This window comes from Planktothricoides sp. SR001 (assembly GCF_001276715.1).
In the GTDB taxonomy this organism is placed as follows: domain Bacteria; phylum Cyanobacteriota; class Cyanobacteriia; order Cyanobacteriales; family Laspinemataceae; genus Planktothricoides; species Planktothricoides raciborskii.
The window spans coordinates 1-21,385 of record NZ_LIUQ01000038.1 but is presented as its reverse complement, the minus strand read 5'-3'; the positions used below and the strand labels follow the sequence as shown (position 1 = coordinate 21,385).

At 44.8% G+C, this 21,385-nt stretch carries 20 protein-coding genes; 6 read left to right on the top strand and 14 right to left on the bottom strand.

The window, feature by feature from the left end; all coding sequences use genetic code 11:
• The first annotated feature begins 192 nt into the window (after positions 1-192).
• Positions 193-822 carry a Holliday junction branch migration protein RuvA gene (gene ruvA, locus AM228_RS19795; protein WP_054468478.1) on the top strand — a complete coding sequence of 210 codons (630 nt, stop codon included), beginning with the start codon at positions 193-195 and terminating at the stop codon, positions 820-822.
• Positions 823-825: 3 nt separating this feature from the next.
• Here the strand turns inward: ruvA and AM228_RS33090 are convergent, their stop codons facing one another.
• Entirely contained in the window at positions 826-981 is a 156-nt protein-coding gene (locus AM228_RS33090) for a hypothetical protein (protein WP_156331921.1), read from the bottom strand.
• A gap of 301 nt (positions 982-1,282) precedes the next feature.
• Here AM228_RS33090 and rpsO point away from each other — a divergent pair, with 301 nt between their 5' ends.
• From rpsO to aroF, 3 genes are all read left to right on the top strand, one after another.
• Entirely contained in the window at positions 1,283-1,552 is a 270-nt protein-coding gene (gene rpsO / locus AM228_RS19790; RefSeq protein WP_054468477.1) for a 30S ribosomal protein S15, read from the top strand.
• A 23-nt stretch (positions 1,553-1,575) separates the two neighbouring features.
• Positions 1,576-2,070 carry a PAM68 family protein gene (locus AM228_RS19785; protein WP_054468475.1) on the top strand — a complete coding sequence of 165 codons (495 nt, stop codon included), beginning with the start codon at positions 1,576-1,578 and terminating at the stop codon, positions 2,068-2,070.
• A 250-nt stretch (positions 2,071-2,320) separates the two neighbouring features.
• Positions 2,321-3,385 (top strand): 3-deoxy-7-phosphoheptulonate synthase, encoded by a 1,065-nt coding sequence (gene aroF / locus AM228_RS19780; RefSeq protein ID WP_054468470.1) that lies wholly within the window; start codon positions 2,321-2,323, stop codon positions 3,383-3,385.
• 127 nt (positions 3,386-3,512) lie between these two features.
• On the opposite strand, the gene AM228_RS19775 is transcribed toward aroF, so the two are convergent.
• The 10 genes from AM228_RS19775 to gndA form a co-directional block, all read right to left on the bottom strand.
• Positions 3,513-4,649 carry a hypothetical protein gene (locus AM228_RS19775; RefSeq protein WP_054468468.1) on the bottom strand — a complete coding sequence of 379 codons (1,137 nt, stop codon included), beginning with the start codon at positions 4,647-4,649 and terminating at the stop codon, positions 3,513-3,515.
• A 343-nt stretch (positions 4,650-4,992) separates the two neighbouring features.
• On the bottom strand, positions 4,993-6,120 hold the full coding sequence (locus AM228_RS19770; protein WP_054468466.1) for a HetZ-related protein 2: 1,128 nt from the start codon (positions 6,118-6,120) through the stop codon (positions 4,993-4,995).
• Between the two features lie 492 nt (positions 6,121-6,612).
• Positions 6,613-7,428: an inositol monophosphatase family protein gene (locus AM228_RS19765; RefSeq protein ID WP_054468464.1), complete on the bottom strand. Its 816-nt coding sequence runs from the start codon at positions 7,426-7,428 to the stop codon at positions 6,613-6,615.
• A 297-nt stretch (positions 7,429-7,725) separates the two neighbouring features.
• A complete protein-coding gene (locus tag AM228_RS19755) occupies positions 7,726-9,162 on the bottom strand; it encodes a BCD family MFS transporter (protein WP_054468460.1) in 1,437 nt (478 codons plus the stop codon).
• A 357-nt stretch (positions 9,163-9,519) separates the two neighbouring features.
• Entirely contained in the window at positions 9,520-9,846 is a 327-nt protein-coding gene (locus AM228_RS19750) for a DUF2973 domain-containing protein (RefSeq protein ID WP_054468456.1), read from the bottom strand.
• Positions 9,847-10,005: 159 nt separating this feature from the next.
• Positions 10,006-10,341: a DUF2605 domain-containing protein gene (locus AM228_RS19745; RefSeq protein ID WP_054468455.1), complete on the bottom strand. Its 336-nt coding sequence runs from the start codon at positions 10,339-10,341 to the stop codon at positions 10,006-10,008.
• Between the two features lie 1,082 nt (positions 10,342-11,423).
• Positions 11,424-12,500: a M20/M25/M40 family metallo-hydrolase gene (locus AM228_RS19735; RefSeq protein WP_054468452.1), complete on the bottom strand. Its 1,077-nt coding sequence runs from the start codon at positions 12,498-12,500 to the stop codon at positions 11,424-11,426.
• Positions 12,501-12,765: 265 nt separating this feature from the next.
• Complete coding sequence (locus AM228_RS19730; RefSeq protein WP_054468447.1) at positions 12,766-13,434, bottom strand: PEP-CTERM sorting domain-containing protein; 669 nt, start codon at positions 13,432-13,434, stop codon at positions 12,766-12,768.
• A gap of 806 nt (positions 13,435-14,240) precedes the next feature.
• Entirely contained in the window at positions 14,241-14,912 is a 672-nt protein-coding gene (locus tag AM228_RS19725; RefSeq protein WP_054468445.1) for a PEP-CTERM sorting domain-containing protein, read from the bottom strand.
• Between the two features lie 363 nt (positions 14,913-15,275).
• Complete coding sequence (gene gndA / locus AM228_RS19720) at positions 15,276-16,688, bottom strand: NADP-dependent phosphogluconate dehydrogenase (protein ID WP_054468442.1); 1,413 nt, start codon at positions 16,686-16,688, stop codon at positions 15,276-15,278.
• Between the two features lie 294 nt (positions 16,689-16,982).
• On the opposite strand from gndA, the gene AM228_RS19715 reads away from it, so the two are divergent.
• Positions 16,983-19,238: a Ycf66 family protein gene (locus AM228_RS19715; RefSeq protein WP_054468440.1), complete on the top strand. Its 2,256-nt coding sequence runs from the start codon at positions 16,983-16,985 to the stop codon at positions 19,236-19,238.
• Between the two features lie 258 nt (positions 19,239-19,496).
• Here the strand turns inward: AM228_RS19715 and AM228_RS19710 are convergent, their stop codons facing one another.
• Both AM228_RS19710 and AM228_RS19705 read right to left on the bottom strand, forming a co-directional pair.
• Positions 19,497-20,336: a pentapeptide repeat-containing protein gene (locus tag AM228_RS19710; protein WP_054468439.1), complete on the bottom strand. Its 840-nt coding sequence runs from the start codon at positions 20,334-20,336 to the stop codon at positions 19,497-19,499.
• A 66-nt stretch (positions 20,337-20,402) separates the two neighbouring features.
• Positions 20,403-20,624, bottom strand: coding sequence for a hypothetical protein (locus tag AM228_RS19705; RefSeq protein WP_156331920.1), 222 nt, complete (start codon positions 20,622-20,624; stop codon positions 20,403-20,405).
• Here AM228_RS19705 and AM228_RS33085 point away from each other — a divergent pair.
• Positions 20,616-20,771 (top strand): hypothetical protein, encoded by a 156-nt coding sequence (locus AM228_RS33085; RefSeq protein ID WP_156331919.1) that lies wholly within the window; start codon positions 20,616-20,618, stop codon positions 20,769-20,771. The two genes, AM228_RS19705 and AM228_RS33085, sit on opposite strands and share 9 nt — an antisense overlap.
• 172 nt (positions 20,772-20,943) lie before the next feature.
• On the opposite strand, the gene AM228_RS19700 is transcribed toward AM228_RS33085, so the two are convergent.
• Positions 20,944-21,231 carry a hypothetical protein gene (locus AM228_RS19700; protein ID WP_054468432.1) on the bottom strand — a complete coding sequence of 96 codons (288 nt, stop codon included), beginning with the start codon at positions 21,229-21,231 and terminating at the stop codon, positions 20,944-20,946.
• Positions 21,232-21,385: the final 154 nt, after the last annotated feature.

The following is a 21,385-nucleotide window of genomic DNA, read 5'->3' as shown; positions in this document are numbered from 1 at the left end:
ATGCTTGAGTACCTGACTTCTCTTATGGTTAAAATTGTCAAGGAATTCTAGGGATTTCTGAGACAATTTCCCAACCCTAACCCTAATAAAGAACCATAAATAACAAACAACCAACAACCAAAGAATCCCTACCCAACAACCAATAACTAATAACCAATAACTAATAACTAATATTTAATAACTAATCAAAAAATGTTAAGCTATCTCAAAGGCACAGTCGTCGGCGTGCAAAAAATCGCTCCTTGTCGAGTTATTCTCACCGTAGAAGTGAATCATATCGGTTATGACTTGCAAATTCCGCCTCGGATGATGCAGCAGTTGCCCACGAGCGTCGGGCAACCTATTCAAGTATTTACCCACTTACAAGTTCGGGAAGACCAGTGGATATTATATGGCTTTGCATCAGTAGCGGAACGGGACTTATATCGCCAGTTAATCAGTGTGAGTGGGATTGGTTCTCAGTTGGCGATCGCCCTCCTGGATACCTTGGGCATGACGGACTTAGTGCAGGCGATCGTCACCGGCAACACCAAAGTGCTAATTCAAACCCCTGGGGTGGGCAAAAAAACCGCTGAACGCATTGCCTTGGAACTCAGAACCAAGCTGGCAGAATGGCATCAGCGATCGGGTTTATCGACCACAGCCACTCCAGGGCTAAACCCAGCCCTCCAAGAGGATATAGAAATGACCTTACTCGCTTTGGGATATACCCCCAGTGAAGTCATGGCTACTCTGACCAGTCTCAGCCGAGATCCGCATTTATCGGCGGATACCGATGCGGATGAGTGGATTAGACAGGCGATCGCGCTTCTCAGTCAATAATTGTCATTTGTTGATTGTTGATTGTTGATTGTTGATTGTTGATTGTTGATTGTTGTTGGTTGGTTGTTGGTTGGTTGTTGGTTGGGGTGTGGGGGGGGAAAGTGATGCATTGAAAAGTGATGCATTGAAAAGTGAAAAGTCGTAGGGGCGAATGGCCATATAGCCTGACGGCATGGGCTTCGCAAGGACGCCCGTACAAAAGAAATATCACTATTCACTATTCACTATTCATTATTCACTATTCACTATTCACTATTCACTATTCACTACACCTCTTACCCTGAGCCTGCCGAAGGGCTACACCCTCTCTTCCCCCTACACCCCACACCGATGGCGGCCCCACACCCCAAAACCGCGCTTTCACAAAAAAATCAGGCAAATAGATGAAAACCCCTAGACCCAATCGAAAAGAATTTGCTATGATTAAAAATTGCTGTTTTAGAAAAATCAAAAAAAATCAATGGGTTTGCCACAACCAGTCAAACAACAAATCATCAACGAATACCAAAAGCATGAAACGGACACCGGATCCGCTGATTTGCAGGTTGCCATTCTCACCGAAAGAGTCAAACAACTCAGCCAACACCTAGAAAATAATCCCAAAGATTACGCTTGCCGTCGAGGACTTCTAAAAGTGATTGGCCAGAGAAAGCGGTTGCTGTCCTATATACTAAACGAAGACCGGGCGCGGTATCAGGCACTGATTGCCCGCCTCGGCATTCGTGGTTAAGTGGTTAAACAGTAACAAAACTTATGTCGTCGGAATCAACACGCGATCGCTTACCCTTTGAACCCGGTAAACGAAAAAAATCAGCCAAAAAAGCCGCTGATCGGGCAACAGAGCAAAATCAACCATCACGTCCCACTGCCAAAGCAGAAGCCACCAACAACCCACCCAGTAAGGCGATCGCCAAAGAGGACAGGGCAATCCCGGAAGTTGTCAGCAATCGCATGATCCGCCGGATGGCGATTTTATGTGGAATACCTTCCGCTTTGGGGATGGCTACGTTTATCGTTAGCTATTGGATTACGATCAATGAAATTTTTGAGCTACCGAATACAGCGGTGGTGTTGGTGAGTTTGGGCTTTTTTGGCTTGGGCGTCTTAGGGTTAAGCTATGGCGTTTTGTCGGCGTCTTGGGATCCTGAAATATCTGGAAGCCTGGTAGGGTGGAGCGAATTTACCACAAATTTGGGACGAATGACCCAAGCATGGCGGACGGCAAAAGAAAAACGTCAACAAAATTAGTTGTCATCAGTCAAATCACCAGTAAATGTTGGGTTGGCAGAGTCAATCGTCAACACTCAACATCTAACCGTCAAATAAAGATATACAAGACTTACGCATCAGGGTTTGACCGTTGCTGAATCTGATGAGGTGGTAAAAACATACCGCCCCCTGCGGATCAGCCGATACCATGCGTAAGTCTTCGTTTATTAGGGCTGCGATCGATAAAATAGATGACAAAGGACGTAGCAACACAAAAATTGAGAAATTTATGATTATCGTCACAAAAGTCGGGACTCCACCAGCGGAGATTGATCGGATTAATGAAGAACTGAGAACCAAATGGGGACTAACACCAGAAAATATTGTTGGTCGCTACAAAGTGGTGATTGGTCTGGTGGGAGATACCGTTGACCTAGACCGAGAAGTTCTCCAAGAAATTAGTCCTTGGATCGAGCAAGTTTTGCGAGTCGAACAGCCGTTTAAACGAGCGAGTCGTGAGTTTCGCCAAGGGGAAGCCAGCGATGTAGTGGTGCCTACCCCCGCCGGGTCGGTGATTTTTGGCGAAAATCAGCCTTTGGTGACAATCGCTGGGCCTTGTTCCGTGGAAAATGAGGAAATGATTGTGGAGACGGCACTGCGAGTCAAGGCTGCCGGTGCCCAGTTTCTCCGGGGGGGTGCCTATAAACCCCGCACTTCCCCTTATGCGTTTCAAGGACATGGAGAAAGTGCCCTCGGTTTACTGGCAGCGGCAAGAGACGCCAGTGGTCTGGGGATTATTACGGAAGTGATGGATGCAGCGGATCTAGAAAAGATTGCGGAAGTAGCAGATGTGATCCAGGTGGGGGCGCGAAATATGCAGAATTTCGCGTTGCTGAAAAAAGTGGGCAGTCAAAATAAACCCGTGTTGCTGAAACGAGGGATGTCAGCGACGATTGAGGAGTGGTTGATGGCCGCTGAGTATATTTTGGCCGCCGGAAATTCCCAGGTGATTTTGTGTGAACGGGGGATTCGCACCTTTGACCGGGACTATACGCGCAATACTTTGGATTTGTCGGTGATTCCGGTGTTGCGATCGCTCACTCACCTGCCGATTTGCATTGACCCCAGTCATGGAACTGGTAAGTGGGAATATGTGCCTTCAATGGCAATGGCAGCGATCGCGGCGGGAACGGATGCTTTAATGATCGAAGTGCATCCAACGCCCAATAAAGCCCTATCCGATGGCCCACAATCTTTAACCCCAGCAAAATTTGACAAACTGATGCAAGACCTGTCTGTAATTGGCAAAGCGGTGGGGCGTTGGCCGCAGCAAAAAACACCAGTTTTAGCCTAATTTTCTAGGGCTGAAATGGCTAATTTCAGCAATTAATTTGGTAATTTTACCAGATTCACGGACACGGAAAAAGCCCGTGTCCTTATTTTTACACCATATTATTCTATCCCATTCAAATATCTTTAATTCACAGCTTTTTATATTGTAAAGACCGCAGAAAATTGACTTGATTTTCTACTTTTTGAAGAAGCTGATTCAGCACGGGTAAAGAGTCTAATTCTCTGGGCATAAGATCGGGATTATTCCGAGCATTTCGCTCTAGTTGGTTAATTTTATATTCAAGTTGATGGGCTAATCGTAAAGCATCTCGACTCAAAGCCACAATTTGTTGCTGTTGATAGAATTTTAAAGCTGCTCCCCGTAAAACTTGCAGAGTCGCTTCTTCCCCATTCACCCCAGGCATAATCCTTAAGCGTAATAATAAATCCGCATTTTGATAAGAACGTAAAATTTCCACTTGTTTCGGTTCTTTGACCGGCATTAAACTTAAATTAACTAAGCGCTTAAATTCATTCAGGGTACTTTGAAATAAAGGTTCAGACATATTAGATAATACCGATTGCACCACCCCATTTTGACTCCAAAGAATTCGGCCTTTTTGCATTTGTCGCTCGAAGTATAAGCGACCAATTCCTCCTTGTAAAACTCTGGCTAATAATTCTTGCAGGAGTTGATTGGGTGGTAAATGCGCCAGTGACTCAAGATCCTTACCTAAATGAACGGAATGCACCGTTAAAACTGGCAATTCATTCAGGGATGGGGAGACCCCAGGAGGAACTTTTATTTCCGGCGGCTTGTTGAGGCGACGGGCGGCGGCTATTTGTTGTTCAGTCCGCACCAAATTCCCCGCCGGATTATAAACTAAAGCCGATTCATTATTTTGATTAACTGGAGGTTCGCTTTCCTGCTCTTTAGCATATTTGCTCGGACTGGGTTTGGCGGCAGCAGCGCTCGATACCGCAGCATGGCGAGAATGAGAATATTTTAAATAAGCGGAAAGGGTGTCACTATGCACTTTGGATTCTAAAGATTTTGGCACCAAGGAACAATTTACATAGCTCAAAATTCGTCGCACATAATCAAGGGCAGAGACATCTTTAGGATCGACCATACCAAGATGGAGGCGACTCCCCTGGATCGATAAAGGCAGGACTTGATAGTAAAGACAGACTTCAAACGGCAGGATGCTATCAATCAACTGGAATATTTGCTGAGAATCAATTCGGGCAGACCCGTCACTTGGAGATGGGGATGGTATAGGCATAGATGGCATGATTTTAAATTCAACTGAGGCAAAACTTTCGGTGACACCAATCGCAGGTATATACCGCTGGCTTTATTTTCTCAGGATAAAATTTGCGATGATATACCTCCGACCCAAGGATGTTGAATGCTAGGGAGTCGGTCAGAGGGTAGAGAGATTGGACTGACATATTCGTGAGGCTTTTCAGGTTAAGTCTCACGCCTACGATCGCCACGTCAGGAGAATCAGCGAGGTTTGGAACAGGGTTCCGATCCTGGATTCATCAGGAATCGGACATGGATGTACCCGCATCCCATAAAAAGTGATCGGGTTTACTTAGTGTATCAAGAACCAATTTTCCCGATCAGGAATTTCTTACGGATTGGGCGGTTAAATACAGTTGAGTCCATTCGGTCAATACTTGAGAAGTTTTTAGATGTAAAGAAGTCGCGATCGCCTTGATGGGTTGACCGGCTTTTAACTGGGATAAGACCTGCCGTTGGATCGGGGTGAGACTATCTAGATATTTCTGCCATTGAGTTGGGGTCAAACCCAGGCTATGTTCGGTTAGAGAGGTTTGCAGCCAGTTGGTGACTAACTCTGGTTGAATTTTCAGGCTAAAAATCCGCATGGCATGGTAGCTGATTTTTTCCCGTAAACGATAAATTTGTTTGATCGGCAGGTTGAGTTCTTGGGCGATCGCCTCTTGGGAACGACCTTGCAAATACAGATGCAGCCATTTAGCCGCCATCGGATCGACTTTTTTGGCTAAATAATCGGCAAATTCTTCACAGACCGCTTGACGCAGACGCTGTTGTTCTTCCCAGGCTTGTCGATCTTCATATTGGGCGATCGCTTGTTCATCCAGGAGGCTTACAGGGTCATCACTGTCATCGGTGGTAATCTCTTGGGAGACTAAGCGAATTAACTCGGTATCGGGTACATGGGTGAGTCCAGCGCGTCCCGACTGGCGCAGATAGTTAAAAAAGCGATAGGTCAAGAGGGGCTGGTTGCGGACTGGACGCAGACAATATTCTTCGAGGCTTGCCAGTAATAAGGCATTGCGTAACCGGGAATCTTCCGTGCATTGACCGATCCAGGTTACTTGTTTTTGCATATAGCGATCGCGCTGACAAAGTTCTTGGACAACTTCTTGGATCACGTCTACCACCGTGCGCTGGCGATCGCGACTCAAAGCCACCCAAGTGCGGATCTTATTGCGAACTAAAAATAAACTGGCCAAGCGACGAATTAACTGGTTATACCCTTGGGTCATGGGTACGCCCAAATAACGCTGTTGTAAAATTCTCCAGCGGTAATCCATCCCCTGAGAAATCACCAAAAGCTCTTGATCGTTCAAGTGATTCAGCCGTTCTGGGTTTTCGCCTAACAGCCAGCGGATCATCCCATCATAACTGCTTTGATATTCTGGAGCCTCCCGCAACAGGCGCGATCGCCAATCTTGTGTCAGCTTTTCTTCAACCAATATCATACCGATTGCACTCCTTCCTCACCAGTCCAAGCTCTGCTGATTCTAATCTCTCATATATTTTTCCTTGTCGGTTGCGGCAAACACGCAATCAATAGCGTAATTAGCGCATAAGTCAGATGTAGTGGCGATCAAATTCAAAATGGTTTGAAAAGATTTGAAAATGATGGGAAGCTGGCAACGGATACCCCTCAAAATCCCGATCCGGAATTTTTTTATACCCTTTGAATACCGAATTGTAGATCCGTCAGGTATGGGATAAACCATCAATCAGGGGTTAATTGCGTCGAATTTGGTAGGATAATGGTAGGATAAATGGCGATGAATAGAAATTGATAATTTTCCGGCGAAAAAACTTGGTTTTAATCAACAGAGGACTTACTCATCAAACCCTAGAAGCTGACTGAGTTTTACTGCTACTCTCGCTCCCAGATTTATTTTTGGTTTAAATCTGAGAGCGGTGTAAGTCCAATTAATTGTCAAGAAAAACAGCCTTCAGGGGTTAAATTTTGCCCATGGGACAAAGGGTTGAAAAATTCGCACTAATTCTGGTTTAGCCACAACTAATGTCGGAAAATTGCGATCGCTATAATCGTGACCCGGTTTCAGGGGAAAAATCTGGGCATTATCCAAAGGTTGCCACACTCCTCCTGCCGCTTGGACAATTGGATAAGCCCCACAAATATCCCAAACTTTGGGGGTTGCTTCGACTCCGCCAATAGTTGAACCGGCGGCCACGCAGAGAAAATTGTAACTCGCGACGCCTAATAAGCGAATTTTGCAGGGAAAAGGATGCTGGACTATCGGAATACTGCGAGAACAAAAATTAAAAAAGTGATTGTGAGTCGGTTCATCAGCGCAAGTTTCGATCGGGCGATTATTGCGAAACGCACCCCTAGGCCCTTTTAGATCTGTTTGGCCATACCAAAAGCCATGAAAAGAAGTTCCCAATGGGGGCATATAGATGTAACCAAACACGGGAATGCCACGATAAAGTAATCCCAAAGAAATCCCCCACAGGGGAATGCCACGGGCAAAGTTGGTGGTGCCATCAAGCGGATCGACGACCCAACACCATTCGGAATTAGGGAATATCCGCTGGCTTTCCTCGCTCAAAATCCCATGATCGGGAAAATGAAATGCGATCGCCTTGCACAATTCTTCATCAGCCCATTTATCTGATTGGGTAATTAAACTCCCATCTTTCTTTTCCGAAGGCTGAACCTGGCCAAAATCCGCAAGCAGTTCACTGCCCACTTTGTTACAGGTGGTCTTGGCAAAATTTAAGACTTGATCCCAAAAATCTTTCATTAGTCAGTGGTCAATGGTCAAATGTAATGCTTGTAGGTGATGCAAAATGTAATGCAATCTGTGTAAACAGTCAGTTTATCGCAGTGGATTTCTCAGCCAGATCATCCACATTAAACCCATTAGAGATGGCCAAACAATACGCCACTTGGCGCCAGTTGCTCTACTTGGGGGCACCCCAAGCCTGCCCCCATGCAGCCAGCCCCCCGTGCAGACGGGGGAAGCCTGCCCCCGTGAAGACGGGGGACGGGGGACGGGGGACGGGGGGCGGGGGGCGAGGGGCGGGGAAGCGCAGTGGCTTTAGTCTAGTTCCCCTTCGATGATCGTCATAATCGTTGCCCTTGCATTATCGCGAAACTCTTGGATATTCACCTGGTTCAGCAAGATAATTGACAAGAGCATCCCAACTGCTTGGGTGGCAAACACCGTGCCGTAAGCCAGAACTGGTTCGGTGAATAGATTTCGACCCGCATCCAGAATGGCACCGCCCAACACCGTCGAAAGTCCTCTGGCAATTGCTTGAGCTAATCCCCATGCGCCAATAAATGTACCTGCTGTTTCCGCTGCTGTCAAATCTAACATTAAGCTTAAGACTCCAGCGGTAAGGATGCCTGATAGTAAACCAAATAAAACTAAGACACCCATGAGCATTCCCGGTTGACCGACAAATCCGGCCATAATAAATAATCCAGAGCAAACTGCCGCACCGATACAGCCATATTTAGCTGTCTTTTGTTTGCCCAAGCGCGGCACAATCAAAAAACCAGTAGACCCAATTCCCATTAAAGTACCCATGCCCAAAAATGCATTCAGGCGAGTGGTTTGGGCAATTTCCATTTTGAAGACTTGGCCACCATAAGGTTCGAGAATAGCATCTTGCATAAATAAACTAATCGTCATTATTAAGACGAAGCAGAAAAATATCCCGGTTTGGCGGTTGGCGGTTAAAATCTTTAAGGCTTTGCCGAAGGTAATTTGATCTTCCCGGTTGGCAACCGTAGAACGGATGGCGTAGCGAGAATACTTTTTTTCTACGCCAAAAGTAGCAATGATGGCTAAGGAAAATACGATCGCTGGAATAATGATAAAGAGTCGGTTAATCGAAGCTTTTAATTCCGCGATCGGGGCATCTAAAGCGATTTGCTTGAGTAAACCACTACTGACAATTGCCCCAATAATAATCCCCACCATGAGCATTGACCAAACAATACTGACCAGCTTGGAACGGTTATCATCATCAGAAATATCCACCAGTAAAGCGGCAAAAGGAGTGGAACTCATACTCAGGGCTAATCCGTAGAGGGCAAAGATCGCCGCGAGTATCACAGCCCAAGGATAGCTGGCGGGAGTCCAGCCGTTGAGCGCTACAGTATCACCGAGTTGCCAAACCACTTGCAAGGCCACAAATGAGAGACTGGTAAATAATAATGCACCGAGCCAAACATATGCAGTCCGGTGCATCCCCATCATGGGTTTGGCATCGGACATTTGACCAAACCATACTCTGGCAGGGGCGACAAACTGATGCATGGCGATCGCCCCGGCGGTAATTAAGGCCGGGACTTTCAGTTCATCAATCATTACGCGATTAATCACACCCAAGGTTAATAGGGTCATCATTCCTAGTCCCATCTGAAATGTCCCCAGACGGAACATAGTGAATAGATTAATTGGTGGCAGTGTTTCGTTCATTATTGGGGCGTCCGGTTGTGGTTCAGATAACTGATTTGTTTTCATCGTTTCAGGGGTGATTAATTGTCCTCTAGATTTTTATTTAAGATACCTTTTTCTCGTTCAGGGCTGATACAAATATATCCAAATATATATACACAAATATATAATTTAGACTTAGTTATACTCTACCCTATATGGGATTTTCATCTTTGATGTAAATAATTAATCGGGAATCAATCGTGTACTCATGGGCGGTTAAATCCCGATGATTCTGGTTGATTGGCAATTCATCGCCAATCACAATTGATAACAATCCATCAGTAATTACCGGGGATTCTAGTGTTCTGAATCTCTCAAAAAATTAAGACCTGAGTGATGATTCTCAAGTCTTAATTTTGGCAGTTTTTATGATTAAACCAACTAGGCTTGTTCCTTGGGTTCACTGTTGCCACTTGGAGAAGAATTATAAAGCTCATCTAATTTCTGACGGGCATCTTCTACCGTCATTGATTTCATTACTAACAAGGGTTCATTCACTAGATTCCCTTGATCGTCTAAAAATTCTGGGTGAGGCACTCGTCGAGACCGGGGGGAGGCAACGGGAGACAAGGGAGAATTTTGGTTCCAATTGGTCGGGGAGTAGCTTCTCTGTGATTCAGCACTTAATGTAATCAGACTGCGGACTAAATTACCTACTGCCAGAATTGCTAGGCCGGTAAACGCAAGAATATAAAGTAGGTGTAGCATCGGGTTTATCCTCCAGTGTATTTGATGTTTAATCAGGTGAGCAATTGGATTTGCGATCGCCGCCAAGCTGCTTTTTGCTAACCCTGGGCTTTTATGTAGCGAAACTCTAATCTTAATTTTCGGTTAAAATCGCTTTTTCTTCAACCTATTGTATTGAACCTATTGTTCTGATTGCTGTTGTGCCGCTTGTTCTTGACGAAAACGAATGCTGACTTGCCAGCACTCCGTTAGGAGTTGATGCCAGGGCATGAGTACCTGCATTTGCACTCCCGCTTGACCATTGGTTAAAAGAAAAAGCTGCTTGGCAATCTTGACTTCTTCTGATGCTGCTTGCACTCGTGATAGCATATCCGCCTGTTTTTCTGCACCGAGAAAGTCAATTTTCTCAGTTTCGAGCAAAGTCCGCGATCGCCCAAACCAATAGTGGAAGTCCTCTAGTAACGGTTCTAGTAGGTTTTTGAGTAATTCTGATTCGCCTGGATTCGGGGGGGTCATAGGTTAAAAAAGTCCTAGTCTATGGAATTAATATTAACTTAGTTTACAAATTTTAACATTAGTGGGCTGATTTTAAGCTAACCGCCTAGTTAGTCTCATAATTTTTTCTAATTTTTTAATATTTAGAGGGTTGATATAATGTAAATAGTCAGCAACTTGTTATTATAGCAGTTACAAAAATTCATCCAACAGTAGGGGCAAAGCATTCCGGCAGATCGTATCCGCTCAAAATATTAACCTATATACCGGAATGCTTTGCCCATCCTCCCCTAAGTAGTCGCCCCGCTATTCTACTGTTGCATTTTTAATTGGAAACGGTATTAAATCAATTAATTAAAGTAAATTAAAGAGATCCGCGATCGCCTTGAATCAGAGATCGCGGATCTGGTTAGATTATTCAAGTGTAAACCTGGACTTTCGCCGTTCACAGAGGAACCCAGCCAACTAGGAGATATCAATCGATGAATCCACGGGGGAAATCAAGCTTCATCCTCAACTTGCAGCCACCCGCGCCGAACGGCGTGCAACAGTCGGTCAATGGCATCCCGCTCATCCTCGCTCAGAGAATCTTGCATGAGAGCAGACATTAATCCCCATCGATGGCGGGCGCTGATTTGTTTTGTTTGCCAGATCTGATAAAAGATTTCTGAGATGGTTTGTTTATAGAAATTAACGTAAACTATCATTTGCCTAAGATGCGAGATTTTTCTGGAAGTTTCTCTATATTTAGATTATCTTTGATTGGCGGGAAATATTAAGTAAATTTAATCCTTAATCCCCAATGATCATTCTCACTAAGCCTTGTGACAGAGATCATTGCCTGGGTGAAGCTGAGGGGGAATCCGGGAATGTAACTAATCGTTATCATTAGATTATCTTTACTGCTTCTACTTAGGAAGGGATCAATTTGAGATGGGAAAATTTTTAACAGATAATAGGCAGTAGGAAGTAGGTAGTAGGGAGTGGGGAGTAGGCTGTCTTCTTGAGTCAGAAAGCATCGGGAATAAAAGACAATTTCCCTTGCCCTCAGAAATGCGGAACGCGCCTCTACGGTTTCTAAAGGCAGTTGCTAAAAGCGGTTTCTAACGGTGACTTTCTAATAAAGTAGTAGTGCTGTTGAGAATTAGTTGCGCCGAACCAAGAAAGAACTCGCGATCAATATTTTCCACCACATCCGTGGGCTGATGATAATGGGGATTGCGAAGGTTGGCCGTATCCGTCACCAAGACCGCCCCAATCCCTTGATACCAGAAAGGTGCATGGTCACTACGCAAGGTATCTGGGGTTAAAACACCTTTTAACGGAATGGGTATGGTTAAAACTGGGCTGGTGTGAATGTTTTTACTGGCGATCGCGTCAGTTTTTACAGAATTGAAGGTATTCAGTAAGGGTAAATTTTCCGCATCCCCAATCACCACAATAAAATCCCCTTTGTTGCTAGGGGGAGTAACCGGGATATTCACAGGATAGCTTTGACATCCGGGAATATGGCAAGCATAGCCAATCATGTCAGCGATAATTACCCCTTTTAAGTTAGCGCGGAGTTGCTCATTGCCCGCAAAAGCCAAACTGCCCCAAAGCCCACTTTCTTCTTTGTCAAAGAAAGCCACTCGCAGCGATCGCGCCGTTTCTCTATTTTTTAATAACCGAGCAATTTCTAAAACCGTAGCCACTCCCGTGGCATTATCATCGGCGCCGGGAGAAAATGCCACCGTATCATAATGGGCAGCCACTAAAATCGTCCCAGCGTCGGGGTCTGTTCCGGGGCGATCGCCATAGAGGTTAATTCCCTCCTCAAACTCTTGCTGCTGGGTTTCCCATCCCGCTGCTTCTAGCTGATCGATAATATATTGACGGGCTTGTTCTCGTTGTGATTCAGAATAACGCTCAAAAGCCAAGTTCTCTAAGTCGGTGAAGATTCTCTTAGAAGATATCGTAGGAAAATCAATCGGTGACGATGTTTCCGGTGGTTTTGGGGCTTCCTCTGTCTTGATGGGTGAAAATTCGGACACAAGTTCAGGGGTGGGAATGGTTGCCGGGGGAGAAGAAACCGGATGTTTTAGAGAAGCCTGGTTTCTGTGACTGGGGGCGATCGTCATTCCCATCACCAAAATCATCAACAACACAAACCCGATAAATTGCTGAATCTTATTTATCATCGATAGTCAATGGGCAGCCCCAGAGAATCTGTGAATATTTTTACAGTAGCATGAGTCACTTTTCCTAGGCAGAGTTTTGCCGATCTTGGGCGATCGCTCAAACTAAAATACCCCGTATTATTAAGTGAAAAACTTAAAATACGGGGGCATCGATCAAAGTTAAATATAATCATGCTACCTGATATTAAATTGCGGGAAGTCCCTGCTGAATACGACTGGACACACTAACCTAAGCGGAGACTTTCCCGTCATTATCGGTTAGGAATTAAGCAGATTTTTGATTTTTGCGCTTGCTGGCATTGCGTTGGAATAAGCCACCAAATCCCAAGGCTAAACCACTACCCATAATAGTCAAAGGTTCCGGTACATCTGTTGCTAAAGTCATTTGATAAGTTGAACTTTGATTTGAACCCCAATTTGTGTAGCCGCCCGACAGTTGACCCTTAGCTAAGGTAGTACCATTAAACTTAAACGCACCAGTCAAATAGGGGAAGGAAACTGTAGTGCCAGTGCCGAAGGCTTCCCAGCTAATGAACTGAGTTTCATCTAAATTAAAGGTTAGCTCCGCTATTTCTCCCTTAATGCTTTGCGTACCAAAGCTAATGAATGGGGTGACAGGATCGGTGGTGCAAAGAGTAGGGTTTCCGATTCCACAAGTGAATGCCAAATCATTGATTTGAGGCAGAGAACCGTCCGCAGGAAATGATAGTCCAGCAAAATCATCGAATTTATCATTAACTACATTCTCAGAAAATTTCCAAGTAAAGCCATTGGCAGTATCATTAATGTCCAAGTCTCCGGATAAGCCAACACTACCATGTAGACCAACATCTAGACTGGCGGCTTGGGCTGGGGCGACTGCTACGACGGTGGCGGCGGTGACGGTAGCGGCGATTAAACTGGTTCCTAGACCTAAAGAAGATAAAGTTTTCATGGCTGTACTCCTGGTATATTCGTGAGAATTTTTATTTATATCTATCTCAGAGACTTGAAGAATTGCTCTCTGTGTGATTACTTACGAATATACTCGGAGCTTTTTGGGAGAGGCAATAGCTTTTGCGTAACTTTACGAAAGCTTTAAAATTCGCCAACGAGTTTTCAGGATTTTCTCGTTTAACCTTCCTTGGCGCTTCATATTACCTTTAAAAAACTATCTAAGTAACCCGCTTCTTTCACTTAGAAGCTATGATAAAAAATACCGTAATCCGTAAAAATACGGATATTTTATTTCAGTATTTTTACGGATTGCGGATATTTTTGTCGGGAGAGAATTTACGGGATGCTCCAATCCGCAAATCTACGCAAATTAGATCATCTTTAAAGTAAAAAATTGCCAACAAAAATAATTAAAATTGACGGTGACAAAATTTGCTTATAGCGGTTATTATCCCGATGAAGTACAGAGGTTTTCTGGATTCCCGGCGATGGCGGCGCGGGGGCAGGCCGCCATCGCCGGGAATGACAGGTTTTTTTTGCACTTCATAACTCTGACAAGTGCTGTAAGCGATCGCAGAATTTGTCTAATTCATCGGCCACTCAGGACTGCCGCCGAAACATAAACAGGGGTGGTGAGTATGACCCACCACCCCTGTGAAGATGGAAAATTACCGAGGAAAAAACTCTGATTCGGCTTCGGCGATCGAGAGGAAGTTTCCTCGGAGTTAATTGTTTGTTTGTCAACGGAGAATTTCCCTGGTAAATACAGCAATACTACAGCACTAATACAGCACTAATACAGCATTAAGCCGGTGTATTGTTGTTTTTTGAGGCAGAGTTTTTACGTCGCAGTAAGCCAGCCAAACCTACGGTCAAACCAATTCCCAGAGTGGTGGAGGGTTCTGGGATAGTTGTTGGTACTGCCGCCAAAGTCATCTGATAAGTTGACGAGTTTCCGGTTTTACCACCAGCAAAATTGCCCACCGCAAGAGTTGTACCATTAAACATTAATGAACCAGTAATAGCAGGGGCGGCAGATGTGGTGTTAAAGAAGTTATTTCCCCAACTCATGTAATTAGCGGCATCTAGGTTAAAGCTGAGATTGGCGGTGACTCCCTTAATCGTTTGCATACCGAAGTCGATGAATGAGGCGATCGGGTCGGTGGTGCAAGACTTCATCGACACACCAAACATACTTGGTGCGGATATACAGCTAAATTCCAGGGTACTGATTTGCGGTTTAGAATTGTCCGCAAATGAGACGCCTAGGAAATCACCGAATTTATCGTTGAGGACATTTTGCGAAAAATTCCAGATAAAACCGTTGCTAGTATTAGTAATGTTCAGGTTTCCGGACAGTCCCATGCTACCGGATAGTTGAATCGCTTGGGCTGGGGCAACGCTTACCACAGTGGCGACGGTGACACTGGCGGCGATTAAGCTGGTTCTTAAATCTAGAGATGGTAAAGTTTTCATCGTATTTTCTCGCTTCTGTGATGTTCTACTGCTGTGATTCAGAGGAATCCTCCGTGTTATTACGCACAATTCTAGTCGGATCTAGGCAGTAACCGCTATATATGCGGAGTAACTTTACCAAATCTTTAAATTTCCCCCACAAATTATTGCGGGTTTAGGGCAAGGCACTGGTTGTGACTTCATCATTATAGCGGTTATTGTCCGAATGAAGTACAGAGGTTTTCTGGATTCCCGCGCGGGAATGACAGGTTTTTTTTGTACTTCATAACTATGACAATTGCTATAATTAATAATTGCCAGGAATTGCCCGGACAAGGCAATAGTCCGGGCAATTATTAACTCTAATTATTTACCTTATTTACCCTATTTACCCCATTCGGTGTGGAAACTGCCTTCTTGATCAATTCGTTGATAAGTATGGGCACCGAAATAATCTCGCTGGGCTTGGGTCAAGTTTTGGGGCAAACTGGCACGACGGTAACTATCAAAGTAATCTAATGATGCACTAAAAGCAGGCACGGGAATTCCTAGGGTATTGGCCAGAATTAAGACTTCTCGCCATGCTTGTTGTCGGTCGAGAATTGTTTGTTTGAATTCTGGGGCTAAGAGTAAATTGGGTAGGCTAGGATTATCGCTGAAGGCTTTTTTAATTTTATTCAAAAATCCAGCGCGAATAATACAGCCACCTTTCCAAATTCGGGCAATTTCACCTAAGTCTAAATCGTAGCCAAATTCTTGAGATGCCATACTTAATAAGGCCATGCCTTGAGCATAAGAGCAAATTTTTGAGCAGTATAGGGCATCGCGAATTTTGCTGATAAACGCTTTGACATCTCCGTCAAATTTAGCGGTTGGGCCGGTGAGTTCTTTGCTGGCGGCTATGCGTTCTTCTTTGCTAGAAGACATGATGCGGGCGTTGACCGCTGCACCGATGGTGGGAATGGCTACGCCTAATTCTAAGGAACTAACCACGGTCCAGCGTCCGGTGCCTTTTTGTCCGGCGGCATCGACAATTAGTTCGACTAAAGGTTTGTTGGTTTCTGGATCGATTTGTTTGAATATGTCAGCGGTGATTTCAATTAAGTATGAGTTGAGTTCGTCGGTGGTGTTCCATTCGGCAAATACTTCATGGAGTTGATTGTGGTCGAGTCCCAAGGCGTTTTTGAGGAGGTCGTAGGCTTCGGCAATTAATTGCATATCGCCGTATTCAATGCCGTTATGCACCATTTTGACGTAGTGACCGGCTCCTTTGGGCCCAATGTAGGTGACACAAGGGCCATCATCGACTTGGGCGGCAATTTTGGTGACGATCGCTTCTATTTCGTCGTAAGCTTCTTTGGTGCCTCCGGGCATTAAACTGGGGCCATTGAGTGCGCCTTCTTCGCCCCCGGAAACTCCCATACCGATATAGCGGAGTCCGGTGGATTCTAAGTATGCTACTCGGCGATCGGTATCTTCATAGAGAGAGTTACCGCCGTCGATAATCATGTCTCCGGGGTCTAGTAAGGGTTTGAGTTGGTCAATGACCGCATCTACGGGTTTACCGGCTTTGACCATAATCAAAATCCGCCGAGGACGTTCCAGGGACTCGACAAATTCTTCTAATGAGTAGGTGGCTTTGACTTGCTTACCACCAGCGCGGTTGGTCATAAAAGCATCGGTTTTTTCCGCTGTCCGGTTATATACGGCTACGGGAAAGCCATTGCGTTCCACGTTCAGGGCGAGGTTTTCACCCATGACGGCTAAACCAATGACACCAAATTTCTGTTTCGTCATAATGTGATGATTCTGATGTTTCTTTTGATGAACTCTAAGAAATCAGAGTAGCCCGATCGCCTGTAGGTTGTAATGGAAAAAGATATTAAGACTTGGCGATCGCCCTAGAATCAAAGGGGTTTTATCAGCGATCGCTGACATAACAGACTCTCGGACAAAACCTCAGAAAGAGGGCAATCAAAATAATTCTGGGAAAAAGCGCGATCGAGAACGGGGTCTGAACGGTAAAATTGACCACTGAGAGGACACACCGCCGAGTCTTCGTAGCACAGTACCATTGAAAGGAGCGCAAAAATGCTGGCATATATCTTAGCTTTAGCAGTCGTTATCGGTAGCTTCGCGATCTACATGGCTGCTTTCTTTTTTCCAGAAGTCCATCGTAAAGGAGATATATTCTGGAGTGGCATTGGCCTTTTCTATGCCTTGGTGTTATGGTTCTGTGCTGGAAGAATTACCGGCGCAGTGCTTCTGGGTCAGACTGCTAGTGTCGCCCTTTTAGTCTGGTTTGGCTGGCAAAGTATGCGTTTGCGTTGGGAAGTCACCCCAGCCCGACAACGCACTCAAGTCCCCAGCAAAGTTCAAACAACGGATCAAAAGACGGATCGGGACTTAGAGCAAAAACCCGCCAACGTTTTATCCAAACTGACCGGAAGTTTTACGACCTTATTTAAAGGCAAGTCCCCAGGGGAAACGCTACAACCGGAGAAAACTAAGACTAAAGCCAAGAAAGATAGCAAGAAAGACAGCAAGAAAGACAGCAAGAAAGACAGCAAACCAGACCAGAAAATCGCCGCAGAAACCCCGGAAACCTTGCTTTCAGAGTCTACGGTGGAGCCAACTGCTGCTCCTGAAGTCGTCGAGGTTACTCCAGAGACTCCAATCGCAAGTCAGGCGGACACCGCAACGGAAAGCACTGTTGCCGCAACTGAAACAACCGTTGCGACTCTGGAAGAAACTAATGAGACTAAACCAGAATCAACGGAAGAAATTGCGATCGCTCAACCTGTCGCTCAACCTGTTGTCTCTGAAGCACCGCAGGAAAGTCAAGCTGATGCCGCAGAAACGAACGCCGTGGCAAATGTAGAAGAAATCACCGATCGCCAGACTGAAGCAAAAGAAGATTGGGACAAAGAAGATGTGGACTTTGACCCAGAGTGGGACATTGAGAATCCTCCCGTATCTTCCCCTGCTGTGGGAGAAGATAGTTTAGGGTCTGGGACGGAAGCGGCAATCACCGAGTCCGCAGTTTCCCCAGTTTCTCCTGTTTCCGCCGATAATTTAGTGGCAGTGGATCGAGAAACCGAGTCGAAAACCGAGTCGAAAACGGAAATTAAGACTGAGGATCAGCAGGATAAGTCCGATCGCGATAAGTCAGAGGCGATCGCTGGGAAGAGTCCCAAGAAATCTAAAGGCAAAACCGCTAAAGAAAAACTAGGGGCAAAAGCCAAAACCGAAGCCAAAACCAAAGCCAAAACCGAAGCCAAAACCAAAGCCAAAACTGAAGCCAAAACCGAAGCCAAAACCAAAGCCAAAACTGACAAATCTAGCGGTGGTGTCACGAGCAAAATTCTGGCACCGATCGCCGGTTTATTCGGTACGATTCCAGGACTATTTGGCAAAGGGAAAAAGGATAAGCAAGATAAACCAGACCAAACACCCCTAGTTCAACCGGATCTTACGGATCTTAAAGAGTCGGAGGGCAAAGATGACACCCCGGAAATAGGGGCGAACGCATCTCAAATAGAATCAGCGGCAACCGTTGAAACAGCCGTTGAAACAGCGCTTGAAACAACCGTTGAAACACCCGATCTGGAACCAAAAACTGCACGTCCAGACACTTTAGAATCAGTTGCCACAACCGTTGAAAGTGCCGAACCGAAGGTCACGGAAACTGAATCTGACTCATTATCAGACCCATTACCAGAAGTTGCCGCAACAGAGGTGACAAGTTATGATTCAACGGACGATTTCACCCCAGAATCTGAAATAGAAGCCACGACTGTAAATCGAATTTCGCCAGTGGTGACAGAAAGCCAAAAGTCTCCAGAAAATACGGAGATCGCTGAAGTGGTGCTGGAAGTGGAAGAATTGCCAAATAACCCCGAAGCTGCCGAAGTGGTGCTGGAAGTGGAAGACTTGCCAATGACTTCCGAAGCTGCGGAAGTGGTGGTAGAGGTTCAAAATCCAGTTAATTCTGAAACCTCCGAAGAAATCACGGAAATTCAGGATGATGCGTTAACGGTTGATGCAGCGGCAGTGACCACGGTGTTAGAAACCGAGGTTCTGACAGAGGAGAATCAAGTAGAACCCTCGGAGGATGAGGAGAATCTGCATTCACGAAGCGTTGCGGATGCAACATCGCGAAGCGTTGCGGATGCAATATCCGCTGAAAATACCCCAGGAGAAGAGGGGACAGTTTCCACAGAAACAACTGCGGAAACAACTGTGGAAAACACTGCCGCATCTTCTGACCTAAACAAACCAGAAGAAACGGATCTATCTTCCTCTAACCAAAAGCAAAAAGACTCTTCAGAACCCAAGTCAGAATGAAAGTCAGAACCAAAGTCAGAACCAAAGTCCAATAGTGACAGCGAATATTAGACAATTCTGGCTTTCATTCCGGGATGGTGGATCCCCCCAACCCCCCTTAAAAAGGGGGGCTTTTTAGATTTTTCCAGAGGTCTAATATACAGAAAAAAGCTGATTTTATCTGCGTTAGATCCGGGGGAAGGTGCGATCGCGAAGCGTTGCGGATGCAACATCGTTAATAATCTCTAATCATCGCTAGTTATGACCAGTTATGGCCGCTTATATGTTCACAATTCCATCGGGCATCACCGTTTTAATCATCTGAGTATCCCTTAAATTCGCTTGATAAAGATTAGTATCAATTAAAATAGCCTGACTCAGATTTGCTTCAGTCAAATTCGACCAACTAAGATTCGCTCGATAGAGACTACAGCCTTCTAAGTTCGCGCCTCGCATCGAAGTCCAACTAATATTGGTGCTTCTAAGTTGTGCTTTACTCAAATTGGCTTTACTCAGATTAGAACCACTCAAATTTGCTCTAGTCAAATCCGCCTCAACGAGAATTGCATTCGTCAAATTAACCCCATTGAGAATAGCATTGGTCAGATTAGCTTTGGTCAAATTCGCACCTGTAATGATAGCAATACTTAGGTTAGCGGATTCTAATGACGATCCAGATAGGTCAGCATCCATTAAAATCGCTCGACTGAGGTTAGCATTACGACAATTGCTGCCACTAAGATTAGACAACCGAAAGCGCGTTTCACTAGCAATGCAGTGTTGAAGATTCACTTTTTCTAACGTCGCTCGCTCCACATTGGCTCGACTCAGGTTAACCGCACTTAAGTTAGCTTCACTTAAGTTGGCTCTACTGAGATTCGCGGCAATTAGGTTGGCTTGACGCAGGTCTACCGCAGTTAATTTGGCTCCAGAGAGATTTGCTTCTCGCAGATTTACCCCTGTTAAAATCGCCCCTGTGAGGTTTGCCTCCCTTAAATCACAATTCCTTAAGTTAGCCTCACTAAGGTTGATTCCCTGTAAGTGAGCCATTACCAGATCCAAGTTGCGAAAATCTCTTTCCCCTGCTTGATATCTTTCGCTTAGTTCATTGACATCCATCTAACATTACCCTCTGACTATAGAATCGGTCTAAATTTAATGGTCTATTGTTATAATTTATCGCCTTCAATGGACTATTTCAGCTACCTTGGTGGTAATCCGTACTAAATTGTCAGAGGTGCCGGGGATGCCAGGAACTCTTGACCGTGAAAAAAAATCCATAATCTGACGGGTGCGTTGTTTTCGACGCCGATCGCTTAAATGATAAACTGAATTAAAGAACAGGGATTTTTCATACATAAACTCTTCCGGGGTGCCTAAAATTGGCACGTTTAGAGTTTGATACAAGTTTTTAATGCTCTCAAAAAAGGCTTGTGTCCCTGGTTGTTGCTACTCTTAAAAGTAAACGGTACTAGGCCAAGTGGCGATCGCGCTCACCTGATGGCGATGTTGCATCCGCAACGCCGAAGCGAACGCACCCTTGAATATATTTAATTAAATTTTATTAAAATAAAAATTCATTTTAGCATGGCTTAAATTTTTCCAATCTTAAGCCATGCTAAAATTGTAAAATGGTTAAAAATGCGTAAAAATGCCAATTAAAATTTTTAAAAACCAATTAATTTTTTTAACAATCCAATGTTAATTAGCATAAAATTACCTCAAATTACCCAGACAAAAAAGCATAATGTTCTCCGCGTATTCGTGCATCAAAATAACAATCAATAGATTCAAAACCGTCCTCGACACAATCCACAGCAAGTTGATTGACGACTTGTGCTTTTTCAATGGAAGAATCGTCCGAAAGACTTCCTAAGCCAAAAGTCGTCGCGTCTAACAGCCAATCAACCCAATTGCCGTTAATACGGCCTGCATAATCTAGCTCAATCCAAGTTTTTACAGCTTGATTGTAGGAGCGTTTGCTAATCGTAAAATAAATATTTTTATCTCCCATAAATTAACCTTTTTGTTTAGGAATTCAACTTAGCCTAAGCTGCGAAAACCGACAATGATCAAACTTTTCCTAGAAAAAAAGAGATTAAAGCAATCAAGATTTTAAGCAAACCTGGTAATATAAAAGGGTAGGTGGGGATTAATCCCCAGCCGAC